Annotated in this window: 6 protein-coding genes; 2 read left to right on the top strand and 4 right to left on the bottom strand. The window is 74.3% G+C overall.

From position 1 onward, the window contains the following. Window positions 1–8: 8 nt before the first annotated feature. Window positions 9–1,172, bottom strand: a complete 1,164-nt coding sequence (locus V6U82_RS08135; RefSeq protein ID WP_334460170.1) for an acyl-CoA dehydrogenase family protein — start codon at window positions 1,170–1,172, stop codon at window positions 9–11. 246 nt (window positions 1,173–1,418) lie between these two features. Between V6U82_RS08135 and V6U82_RS08130 the strand changes: the two genes are divergently transcribed. Beyond that, window positions 1,419–2,846: a UDP-glucose dehydrogenase family protein gene (locus V6U82_RS08130; RefSeq protein WP_334460169.1), complete on the top strand. Its 1,428-nt coding sequence runs from the start codon at window positions 1,419–1,421 to the stop codon at window positions 2,844–2,846. A gap of 162 nt (window positions 2,847–3,008) precedes the next feature. Further along, window positions 3,009–7,916: an SCO7613 C-terminal domain-containing membrane protein gene (locus V6U82_RS08125; RefSeq protein ID WP_334460168.1), complete on the top strand. Its 4,908-nt coding sequence runs from the start codon at window positions 3,009–3,011 to the stop codon at window positions 7,914–7,916. Between the two features lie 338 nt (window positions 7,917–8,254). Here V6U82_RS08125 and purE read toward each other — a convergent pair whose 3' ends face one another. From purE to V6U82_RS08110, 3 genes are all read right to left on the bottom strand, one after another. Then, window positions 8,255–8,746 carry a 5-(carboxyamino)imidazole ribonucleotide mutase gene (purE, locus tag V6U82_RS08120; RefSeq protein ID WP_128137031.1) on the bottom strand — a complete coding sequence of 164 codons (492 nt, stop codon included), beginning with the start codon at window positions 8,744–8,746 and terminating at the stop codon, window positions 8,255–8,257. Beyond that, a complete protein-coding gene (locus tag V6U82_RS08115) occupies window positions 8,746–9,903 on the bottom strand; it encodes a 5-(carboxyamino)imidazole ribonucleotide synthase (protein ID WP_128137030.1) in 1,158 nt (385 codons plus the stop codon). Before V6U82_RS08115 ends, purE begins: the two co-directional genes overlap by 1 nt. A 64-nt stretch (window positions 9,904–9,967) precedes the next feature. Further along, window positions 9,968–12,004, bottom strand: a complete 2,037-nt coding sequence (locus tag V6U82_RS08110; protein ID WP_334460165.1) for a thioredoxin domain-containing protein — start codon at window positions 12,002–12,004, stop codon at window positions 9,968–9,970. Between the last annotated feature and the right edge of the window lie 15 nt (window positions 12,005–12,019).

Raw genomic sequence — 12,019 nt, 5'->3', positions numbered from 1 at the left:
TCGTGCGGTCAGCCCTTGAGCAGCTGACGCGCCATGACGATGCGCTGGACCTGGTTGGTGCCCTCGTAGATCTGAGTGATCTTGGCGTCCCGCATCATCCGCTCGACCGGGTAGTCGCGGGTGTAGCCGTAGCCGCCGAGCAGTTGGACCGCGTCCGTGGTGATCTCCATGGCGGCGTCCGAGGCGAAGCACTTCGCGGCCGCGCCGAAGTAGGTCAGGTCCGCGTCGCCGCGCTCGGACTTGCCGGCGGCGGCGTACGTGAGCTGCCGCGCCGCCTCCAGCTTCATGCCCATGTCGGCGAGCATGAACTGGATGCCCTGGAAGTCGGCGACCGGCTTGCCGAACTGCTTGCGCTCCTGGACGTAGCCCTTGGCGTAGTCGAGAGCGCCCTGCGCGATGCCGACCGCCTGGGCGGCGATGGTGACCCGGGTGTGGTCCAGCGTCTTCATCGCGGTGGCGAAGCCGGTGCCCTCGGCGCCGATCATGCGGTCGGCCGGGATCCGGACGTTGTCGAAGTAGACCTCGCGGGTGGGCGAACCCTTGATCCCGAGCTTCTTCTCCGGGGCGCCGAAGCTGACGCCCGGGTCGGACTTCTCCACCACGAACGCGGAGATGCCCTTCGACCGGGCTGTGGGATCGGTCACGGCGAACACGGTGTAGTACTCGGACACGCCCGCGTTGGTGATCCACCGCTTCACGCCGTTGAGCACCCAGTGGTCTCCGTCACGTACCGCCTTGGTGGTCATCGAGGCGGCGTCGCTGCCCGCCTCCGGCTCGGAGAGGCAGTAGGAGAACATGCCCTCGCCGGCGGCGACCGGGGTGAGGTACTTGCGCTTGAGCTCCTCGGAACCGGCCAGCAGCAACGGCATGGTGCCCAGCTTGTTCACCGCCGGGATCAGCGAGGACGACGCGCAGGCCCGGGCCACCTCCTCGATCACGATGGCCGTGGCCAGCGCATCCGCGCCGGCGCCGCCGTACTCGGCCGGGATGTGCGGGGCGTGGAAGTCGGCCGCGCGCAGAGCCTCGTAGGACGCCTTGGGGAACTCACCTGTCTCGTCGGCCTCGGCGGCGTGCGGAGCCACCTTGGCCGCACAGACCTCACGGACCGCCTCCCGGATCGCCTCGTGCTCCTCCGGCAACCGGTAGACGTCGAACGACTGCTCTGCGGCCATGTCGGCCCTCCCCTTTCACCGCTATCATGCGCAGTCTGTGCCGCCCGGAGGCCGACGACTGCCGCAAACTGAAGGATAGCCACCGGCCCCGGCCGAACCTTACCGGCGGGTAGGCTCGCGCCCGAGCCTCGCCCGCCCGACCCCATTACCCTCACAGCAGACATCCAGTTCCCTCGGTGCCCGGCTCGGCGCCCCAGCAGAATGCGACGCGTGGAAGCGCCGCCAGTGCGAGCGGAGAAGACAGGCGTGACGATCCCGTACCCGAACACCCAGCCGATGCCCGCCATCGCCGCGGTGACCCCGCCGTCCGGCGCCGCCCGCCCGCGGGTGACGTTCCTCGGCACCGGCTACCTCGGTGCGACCTACGCCATCTGCTATGCGGAGCTGGGTTACGAGGTGCTCGGCTTCGACGTCGACTCGGACAAGATCGCCAAGCTGAACGCGGGCGAGGTGCCGATCCACGAGCCGGGCCTCGACGAGCTGCTGCGGCGCAACCTGGCCGCCGGCCGGCTGCGGTTCAGCACCGACATCCAGGAGACCGCCGACTTCGGCGACGTGCACTTCATCTGCGTCGGCACCCCCCAGCGGGCCGACGGGATGGGCGCCGACCTGTCGTACGTCGAGGCGTCCGTGACCAGCCTCGCCCAGCACCTGACCCGAAAGGCGCTGATCGTCGGCAAGTCCACCGTGCCGGTGGGCACCGCCGAGTGGGTCGAGCAGCTCGTCGGCAAGCACACCCCGGCCGACCTCGGCGTCGAGGTGGCGTGGAGCCCGGAGTTCCTCCAGGAGGGCTTCGCCGTCGACGACGTGCTGCGTCCGAACCGGATCGTGGTCGGCGTCAAGAGCGAGTGGGCCAACGGCATGCTCTTCGCCGCCCACAAGGGCGTCTTCGACCTGGCCGCCACCGAGGACCGCGAGGTGCCGCTGGTGGTCACCGACTTCGCGACCGCCGAGCTGGTCAAGGTCGCCGCGAACGCGTTCCTCGCCACCAAGATCTCGTTCATCAACGCGATGGCCGAGGTCTGCGAGGCGGCCGGCGGCGACGTCACCCAGCTCGCCCGCTCGATCGGCTACGACCCGCGCATCGGCAACCGCTTCCTCCAGGCCGGGCTCGGCTTCGGCGGCGCCTGCCTGCCCAAGGACATCCGCGCCTTCCAGGCCCGGGCGCAGGAGCTGGGCGCCGGTGAGGCGCTGCGCTTCCTGCACGAGGTCGACCTGATCAACCAGCGCCGCCGCAGCCGCGTCGTACAGCTCGCCGCCGAACTGCTCGGCCGCCGCTCCGGGCCGGCCGGACCGGACCTGTCCGGCACCCGGGTCGCGGTGCTCGGCGCCACGTTCAAACCCAACACCGACGACGTACGCGACGCGCCGGCGCTCGCGGTCGCCTCGCTGCTCGGCAAGGCCGGCGCCGACGTGCACGTGTTCGACCCGCAGGGAATCGAGAACGCGCGCCGGGCGGTGCCCGAGCTGACGTACGAGGAGACGATGAACGACGCCGTCCGCGGCGCCGACCTCGTCTGCGTGCTCACCGAGTGGGCCGAGTTCCGCAACGCCGACCCGGTCACCCTGGGCGAGCTGGCGAACGGCCGCAAGGTGGTCGACGGGCGCAACTGCCTCGACTCGACACTGTGGACACAGGCTGGCTGGGAGTACCGCGGCATGGGCCGCCCCTGACCCGCTGACCGTGCGGACCGGCCGCCGGGGATGGTCTCCCCGGCGGCCGGTCCGTTTTTGTTGTCCGGAACGCGGCGGCAACTGTCGAAATCCCGGCCCACTCAAGGCATGCTGCCTCTGGGAGGTCCACAGTGCGGGGGCACGGGCGGACGGGAGACTGTCGTGGAGAGCTTCAGGTGCGCCTCGTGCGGGCAGGACATCAAGCCCGCCGTCGTCTGCCCGCACTGCGGCGCGCACCAGCCCCAGTGGGCCGAGCACCTGGCCGACATCGAGCGCTCGATCGCCGAGATGAAGGCCCGCGACGCCGAGATCGCCCGGGAACAGCGGCAGATCGCCGCCAAGATGCAGGCCGCCCTCTTCCAGCGGGACATCCTGGCGCACGCCGGTGAGGAACGGATCCGGCAGGCCACCCGGCCGCGCCGGGTCCTGCGCCGGCGGCCCGGCCGCCGCCCGCCCACCGCCGCCACCGGCGCGCCGCCCCGGGTGCCCCGCCAGGGCACTCCGCCGCCCGGTCCCCCGGAGGACCTGCCCCCGTCGCCGCCACGCGGCCGCCCGCGCTGGCTCGACGCGGACGACCCGGAGCACCCGCCCGAGGCGTCCTCGCGCGAGGTGCAGAACATCCCGCTCGGGCTCGGCGCGCTCCTGCTCGGCGTCGCCGCCGTGGTCTTCGCCGCGGTCGCCACCAGCTCGATGGACGCGCTGGCGCGCCTCGGCGTGCTGCTGGTGGCGACGGCGCTGATGCTGCTCGCCCCGCCGGTGCTGGCCCGGCGCGGGCTCACCTCCACCGCCGAGACCATCGCCGCGGTCGGGTTGCTGCTGGTGCCGCTGGCCGGGTACGCGCTCTGGGCCGTCGACCGGATCGGCGGCGGTTCCTCGGGTGCCGCGTTCGCCGGGACGATCTTCCTGGTCACCACGCTCGTCGCCCTCGGGTACGCGTACGGGACAGGTCTGCGCGCACCACGCTTCGCCACCGTACTGGCCGCCCAGCCGGTGCTGCCCCTGCTGGCGTACGAACGGATCACCGGGCCGGTCGGCTGGGCGCTGGTGCTGACCGTGGTGGCAGTGCTCGACCTGGCGCTCGCCCGCTCGGCGGTGGTACGAGAGCGCCCCGTCCGGCGTGACCTGCCCGCCACCGAGCCGGCCCCGCCCGTCCCGCCCCGGCAACGCGCCGACGACGACCGGCCCGAGTCGGCGCCGGAGGAGGCCGCCGAGGTGCTGGGCGGGGAGACGCCGTCGGGTCCGGCCGCCACCGCCCGCCCGGTGCCCTGGCTGCCCGAGCTGACCTGGCTGCTGCACGGCGTGGCGGTCGCGTTCGCGCTGGCGTACGCGGTCACCGGCCTGCTGCGCGCGACCACGGTGGCGCCGGCCGCCGCCGCGGGCACGGTGCTGCTGCTCGCCGCCCTGGTCGCGCTGGCCGGGACGCTCGTGCTGCGCCGGCCGCCGCTGCCGGACGTCGGCGCCGGCATCCTCACGCTGGCGGTCATCGGCGCGCTCGGGCGGGTCGCCTCGGTGGCCCTGCCCGGCCGGTCCCTGCTGCTCATCTCCGCCGTCATCGCGCTGACCGGGCTCGCCGTCCGCGCCGTACCGGAGACGGCCCGGCGTGGTCCGCAGATCGCCTCCGCGGTGGCGCTCACGGTCAGCGGCCTGGTGGTGGCCGGTGGCGCGCTGCGTGCCGGGCTGGCCCCGGTCCGGGCCGCGCTGCCCGCCTGGTCGGCGGACCTGAGCGGATGGCACGCCGAGCTGGCCCGCGCCGTCGGTCCGACCGGCTGGCAACTCGCGGCCAGCGCGTTGCTGCTCACCGTCGCCGCCGTGATCGCCCTGCCGGCCGAGATCCGGCGCGAGTTCGCCGTGGTCGGCGCGGCGCTCACCGCGCTCGCCGTGCCCGCGTCGCTCGGTCTGGGCTGGGCGGCGGCCTGCTGGCCGATGCTGCTCACCGCTGTCGCGATCGGCGTGCTCGGGCTGACCGCACGTACCGAACGGGCCGCGGTGGCGCACGCGGTGACAGCGGCCGGGCTGGGCCTGATCGGCGCGGGCGCGGCCCTCGCCCGCCCGGCGCTCACCGCCGCCGCGCTGACGGTGCTGTTCCTGGCCGGTGCGCTGGTCTCCCTCGCCCCACGGGTCCGGCTCGCCGCCGCCGCGACGGACACGGTCTGCGCCTGGGCCGCTGGTGGCGCGGCGTTCGCCCTGCCCGGCGCCGTCGCCGCGTTCGTGGCGGCCACGGTGCCCACACCGCCGGTCGCCACACCGGCGAACCTGCGCGAGATCACCGTGCCGATCCTCGCGGCGAGCTTCCTCGCCGTCTGCATCACGCTCGGCTACGCCGCCCTGGTGCAGGTGGCGCAGCGGCATCTGAGCATGCCGCACGCGCTCGGCACGGTGCTCGGCACGGTGGCGGTCGCCGCCGCCGCGTTCGGTGCGCCGGGCGCGACCTCGGCCGACGCCTGGGTGGGCAGCCTGCTCCTGGTCGCCGCCGCACTGCTGGCGCTCGCCCCGCGCATCGACGCGGGGCGCCGGGCCGACATGTCCCTGGACGGGTCCGACCTGGCGCTGGCCGCCACCACGGTGGCGCTCGTCGCCACGCTGGCCCGGATCGCCGCGGTACTCGCCCCCGGCGGCCAGCTCGTGGTGGCCTCGGCACTGGTGCTGCTGGTGGCGGTGGCCGCCCGGGCGCTGCCCGAGGAATGGCGGCGCGGCCCGATCCTCGGCATCGCCGCCGGCGGCACGCTGATCGGATTGATCGCCGCCTGGAGCGCCTTGCGCGGCGGGCTCGGCGTGCTCGCCACGCCCGGCCCGATCTGGGCCGGTGACCTGACCGGCTGGCCGGCCGCGCCGACCGGCGGGTCGACCTGGCAGGCGCCGGTCGCGCTGGCGCTGCTGGCGGTGACAGCGGCCATCCTGCTGCCCCCACCGTGGAAGTACGACGTCTCCGGCCTGGCCGTCGTGCTCGCCACGGTGGGCGCCCCCGCCGCGTTCGACCTGCCCTGGTGGTCCCCGGTGCTGGTCGGCTGCATGGTGGCCACCGTGTACGGCATGGCCGCCGCGGCCGCTGTCGATCCCCGGGCCGCGCTGTCCCGGGCCACTGTGGCCGGGGTGGTGGCGCTGCACGCCGCCGGTGCCGGGCTGGTGCGACCGTGGACCACCGCGCTGGCGCTCGGCAGCATCGCGCTGATCGGCGCGACGGTGGCCGCCGTGGCCCGCACGCTCGCGCCGTCCCTCGTCGACGACATCCGCACCGAGGGCATGCCGCCGCACCTGGTGCAGGTGGGCGGTGCGGGCGCCGGAGCCGCAGTGCTCGCGCTGCCCGGCGCGGTGGCCGCGCTGGCAGTCGAGTACGGCCGCCCGCCCCAGGTGGTGCTCACCGCCGCGCTCGCCGCCGCCAGCATCGGTCTGGCCGCGATCGCGGCGGTACGCCGGCAGGTGCCGCAGTATCTTCCGTACGCCAGCGTCGCGGTGGTCGGCGCGGCCACCGTCACCGCCGCCGCGGCGCTCGCGGTCGGCCTGCCGGCGGGCGTGTTCGCCGCCGCCGCCGCGCTGCTCGGTGTGCTCGCCGAACTGGTACGGGCGGCCACCGTCCCGCCCGCCGGTTCGGGCCGGCCGGTACGCCGCTGGACCGTGCTGCTCAACGGCGCGCTGCGGCGTGCCCCGGACGATCCCGAGCTGCGCTGGCGGGTCAGCCCGGCCGCCGGTGCGCTCGCCGCCGCGGCACTGCCCACCGCGCTGGCCCTGGCCACCCTGGCTCCCTCGCTCGTGGTGGCGCTGTTCTCGCCGTTCGCGGTGCTGAGCCGGGTGTGGCAGGGACCGCCACCGGAGTTGCTGACCCCGCCGCCGGAGGCGGTCAACCCCACTCATGTGCTCACCGCGCTGCTGCTGACGATGACCGCGGCGCTCGCCGCCACCGGGTTCAGCGGCGGGCGGCGGTCGCGGGCGGTGCCGGTGATCCTGCCGGGCGCGGCGATCACGCTGCTGATCACTCCGGTGGCGCTCGGCAAGGGCTGGCCGGTGACCGCGCTGGCCGCGCTCGCGGTGTTCACCATCTCGATGCTCGGGCTGGCGCTGACACCGCCGCCGGCGATCGCCGAGCCGGGCCGGTCGATCCGGGTGGCCCGGGTGCTGGTCTTCGCGCTCGGGCTGGCCGCCGGCGGCGCCGGGCTCGCCGGCAGCCTCGCCACGAGCGACCTGACCGTGTTCACGCTCGGCGGGGCGGTCGGCGTGGGCGCCGTCGCCGCGTTGTTCGGCACCACCCAGCGGGCGCGCATCCTGGGCTGGTTGTTCGGCTCGGTGATGGCTCAGCTGTTCGTGCTCACGATCGGCCTGAAGTCCGGGCTGGCCGCCGTCTGGTCCGCGTTCGGGGTGCTCGCGGTCGGCGCGGCGTTGCAGGTGTTCGCCGCCACGCTGCCCCGGTTGCGCCGCCCCGAGGCGTACCGGGAGGCGGCCACAGTCGAGTGGAGCGGCTACGGGGCGGCGCTCATCGCGTTGGCGCTGGCGTACGACTCGCCCCGGCACATCGCCGCGCTGCTGGCCGCCTGGGGTGCGGTCCTCGGGGTGGCGGCCAGCCGTCCGGGGCGCCGGCCGATGGAACGCAACCTGCTGTTCTGGGCGGTGGTGGCCTGCGAGATCAGCGCCTGGTGGATCCTGATGCGGGTGGCCGACGTGGCGCTGCCGGAGGCGTACACGCTGCCGTTCGCCGCGCTCGCCCTGCTGGTCGGCGTCCTGCAACTGCGGCACCGGCCCGACCTGTCGAGCTGGGTGGCATACGGGCCGGCGCTGGTCACCGCGTTCCTGCCCACGCTGGCGATCGTGATCGCGACCGAATCCAGCATGCTGCGGCAGGTGCTGCTGCTGCTCGGTGCCGTCGCGGTGCTGATCTTCGGCTCGACCAGCCGGCAGCAGGCCCCGGTGATCGTCGGGGCGACGGTGACCGCGATCGCGGCCGTGCACGCGTTGTTCAGTCTCGGCCCGTGGCTGGTGCTGATCCCGGTGGGCATCGTGCTGCTGGTGCTCGGTGCGAGCAACGAGCGTCGCCGTCGCGCCCAGGAACGCCTCCAGACCGCGCTGCGCGGCATGCGGTGAGCCGTCCGGCCCGGCTGTGACCGGTCGGCCTGGCCGGCTCGCGCCCAGATCCGCAGCACCCCGGCCTGACCACCCTCAATCCGGTCACGCTCCGTGCCGACAGGTCGCAGCCCGGGTAGTTCCCCTCTGCCGGCTTTGCTCTGCACCCACCAACGCAACAGTCACCCGTCGTGACGATCACTGCTATGGAATCGTCGGCATCGGAATGCCGCGCCACAGGTCAGCGCCGTGCTGCACCGATGGCTGCAGAGCAAAGGCGGCGGAGGGCACCCACACTCGCCCGCCAGGTCGGTCACGCGGAGCAACCAGCCGGGTTGAGCACGCAGGGTGACGGATGGTCAGGCCAGGGAGGCGCGCAGCGCGGCTTCCTTCTGGGCGACCAGGTCCTCCAGGCTCGCCTGATAGGCGGCCATCCTGTCGCGCAGCACCGGGTCGGAGGCACCCAGGATGCGTACCGCGAGCAGACCGGCGTTGCGGGCGTTGCCGATCGACACGGTGGCGACCGGCACGCCGGCCGGCATCTGCACGATGGACAGCAGCGAGTCCATGCCGTCCAGGTACTTCAGCGGCACCGGGACGCCGATCACCGGCAGCGGGGTGACCGAGGCGACCATGCCGGGCAGGTGGGCCGCTCCACCCGCACCCGCGATGATCACCTGGACACCACGGGCGGCGGCGTCCCGGCCGTACTCGATCATCTTGACCGGGGTGCGGTGCGCGGAGACCACGCCCACCTCGTACGGCACGCCGAACTCGTCGAGCGCCTCGGCGGCGGCCTTCATGACCGGCCAGTCCGAGTCGCTGCCCATGATCAGCCCGACGGTGCTCATCACTGCCCCTCCTGGAGCCAGCGGGCGGCACGCGCGGCCCGGGCCCGTACGTCATCGAGGTCGTTGCCGAGCACGGTGACGTGCCCGATCTTGCGGCCCGGGCGGACCTGCTTGCCGTACAGGTGGACCTTGGCCCCGGGCTCGGCGGCGAACAGGTGGTGCAGCCGCTCGTCGATGGACATGCCGCCCGGCTCGCCGCCCAGCACGTTCGCCATCACCACGACCGGCGCGGTCAGCGAGGTGTCCCCCATCGGGTAGTCGAGCACCGCCCGCAGGTGCTGCTCGAACTGCGAGGTCCGGGCCCCCTCGATCGTCCAGTGCCCGGAGTTGTGCGGCCGCATCGCCAGCTCGTTGACGACCAGACCGGACGGCGTGTCGAACAGCTCCACCGCGAGCAGGCCGACCACGCCGAGCGCGGTGGCCAGGTCGATGGCGAGCTGCTGCGCGGCGACGGCCTGCTCCTCCGACAGGTCGGGCGCGGGCGCGAGCACCTCGACGCAGATGCCGTCGCGCTGCACCGTCTCCACCACCGGGTACGCGGCGACCTGCCCGAACGGCGAGCGGGCCACCTGCACGGCCAGCTCCCGGCGCAGCGCCACCCGCTCCTCCACCAGCAGCGGGGTGCCGCCGGCGAGCAGCGTGGCGGCCAGCTCGCCGGCCTGGCCGGCGTCGTCGACCATCCAGACGCCGCGCCCGTCGTAGCCGCCCCGGGCGGCCTTGAGCACCACCGGCCAGCCGGTCTCCTCGCCGAAGGCGACCAGGTCGGCCGGGGACTCCACCGGACGCCAGGCCGGGTTCGGCGCGCCCAGCTCACCGAGCCGCTCCCGCATCACCCGCTTGTCCTGCGCGTGCACCAGCGCCCCGGCCGGCGGGAACAGCTTCACGCCCTCGTCGGTCAGGGCGCGGATGTGCTCGTTGGGGACGTGCTCGTGGTCGAAGGTGACCACGTCGCAGCCCTTGGCGAACGTCCGCAGCGCGGCCAGGTCGGTGTGGTCGCCGTACTGGACGTCGGCGGCGACCAGCGCGGCGCCGTCGTCCGGGGCTTGCGCCAGCACGCGCAGCGACTGGCCGAGAGCGATGGCGGCCTGGTGGGTCATCCGGGCGAGCTGGCCGCCACCCACCATGCCCACGACGGGGAGACCGGTACGGGAGTCCATAGCGCCGCCAGCCTATAAGGGCCGGTGCCGGGCCGGACCGTGAGGGCAGCCCGGCCCGCTCCGCTCAGCCGAGCTGCTCGATCAGCTCCTCGACGCCGGTCACCGGCCGCCGGCAGACGAAGCCCCGGCAGACGTATGCGGCGGGCTTCCCGTCGACGAACGGCCGCCCGGCCAGCAGCGGCACGCCGGGCTGGTCCGGAGCGCCGGCCACCACCACCGCGCCGGGCGGGGCGTGGCGCCGCGCCGCGGCCACCAGCGGGTCGCCCTCCGGGTCGCCGGTCGCCACCGCGATCTCGTACGGCCCGGACAGCAGCGCTTCGCCGACAGTGGCCGCGTACCCGGTGAAGCGGGCGTGTCGGCCGACGATCGGCGCGACAGTCGACAACGTCTGCTCGGCCGCCTCCCGGTAGCGGGTCTCCCCGGTCAGCGCCGCGTACGCCACGAGCGCCGCGACGATCGCCGACCGGCCCGACGGGGTCGCGTTGTCGGTCGGGTCGGCGGGCCGGGTGACCAGGCGCTCGGCGTCGTCGGCCGTGTCGTAGAAGGCGCCGTCCGGGCCGGCGAACCGGGCCAGCGCCACGTCGAGCAGCTCACCGGCCAGCGTCAGCCACCGCCCCTCGCCGGTGAGCTGATGCAGTGCGCAGAACGCCTCGGCGACGCAGCCGTAGTCCTCCAGCACCCCGGCCGGCTCACCCACGATCTTGTCCCGGGAGACGCGGCGCAGCCGGCCGTCCACCAGGTGCACGGCGGCCAGGTGCTCGGCGGCGTCCCGCATCGCGCCGTCGGAGACGATCAGCACGCCGTCCATCAGGTTCGCGTCCTCGTCGTCGGGCGACACCAGGAGCGAGGCGACCTGCTGGAACTCCGCGACGGCGGTGATCGCGAGCCCGTTCCAGGCGGCCACCACCTTGTCGTCGCGGGCCGGCTGGGGGCGGGTGTCGCGGGCGGCCAGCAGCCGGCCCACCACGTCCTGCCAGCGGGCCCGCACCTCGGGGTCGGCGTCGTCGACGTCCCGGGCCAGCCGCAGCACGCTGGTGCCGTGCTCGAACGTGCCGTCGGCGGTCACCCCGAACAGGTCCGCGGCGAACCGGCCGTCGTCCTCCCCCAGCACCTCGACGAGCTGGTCGGGCGTCCAGACGTAGGTGAGCCCCTCGACGCCCTCGGTGTCCGCGTCGAGCGCCGAGGCGAAGCCCTCACCGGCCCGGTGCAGCTCGTCGGCGAGGAACCGGGCGGTGTCGCGGGCCACCCGGCGGGCCAGCCGGTCGCCGGTGAGCCGCCAGAGCTGGGTGTAGACCCGCAGCAGCAGCGCGTTGTCGTAGAGCATCTTCTCGAAGTGCGGCACGGTCCAGTGGCCGTCCACCGAGTAGCGGGCGAAGCCGCCGGCGAGCTGGTCGTTGAGGCCGCCGCGAGCCATCGCCTCGCAGGTGTGCCGGACGATCTCCAGGCTGCGCGCCGAGCCGGTGCGCTGGTGGTGCCGGAGCAGGAACAGCAGGTTCATGTGCGGCGGGAACTTCGGCGCGCCGCCGAAACCGCCGTTCGTCTCGTCGTACTCCTGGGCGAGCTGACCGGCCGCGGCGTCGAGCAGTTCGGCGGTGAGCGGGGCGGTGACGCCGCCGACGGCCTGCGCGCCGCCGATCGCCTCGACCACGGCGGCGCCCTGCCGCAGCACCGCCTCGCGCTGGTCGCGCCAGGCGGTGGCGACCGAGCCGAGCAGGCGGACGAAGTTGGCGCGGGGGAAGTACGTGCCGCAGAAGAACGGGGTGCCGTCCGGCGTGGCGAAGACGGTCATCGGCCAGCCACCCTGCCCGGTCATCGCCTGGGTGGCGGTCATGTAGACCGCGTCGACGTCGGGGCGCTCCTCGCGGTCGACCTTGACGCAGACGAAGTCGTCGTTCATCAGCCGGGCGACTGCCTCGTTCTCGAACGACTCGTGGGCCATGACGTGGCACCAGTGGCAGGCCGCGTAGCCGACCGAGATGAGCACCGGCACGTCGCGCCGCTTCGCCTCGGCGAAGGCCTCGTCGCACCAGGGCCACCAGTCGACCGGGTTGTCGGCGTGCTGGAGCAGATAGGGCGAGGTGGCCTTGGCGAGTCGGTTCACCACCCGACCATAGCG

Origin of the sequence: Micromonospora sp. CPCC 205554 (assembly GCF_036902745.1) — a bacterium.
GTDB lineage: Bacteria > Actinomycetota > Actinomycetes > Mycobacteriales > Micromonosporaceae > Micromonospora > Micromonospora tulbaghiae.
Note: the sequence above shows the minus strand (reverse complement) of the source record. Positions and strands in the feature narration are given on the sequence as shown.

Bases quoted from the DNA above. Each gene is read 5' to 3' on its own strand.
- V6U82_RS08135 (WP_334460170.1), bottom strand. From the start codon at position 1,172: ATGGCCGCAGAGCAGTCGTTCGACGTCTACCGGTTGCCGGAGGAGCAC.
- purE (WP_128137031.1), bottom strand. From the start codon at position 8,746: ATGAGCACCGTCGGGCTGATCATGGGCAGCGACTCGGACTGGCCGGTC.
- V6U82_RS08115 (WP_128137030.1), bottom strand. From the start codon at position 9,903: ATGGACTCCCGTACCGGTCTCCCCGTCGTGGGCATGGTGGGTGGCGGC.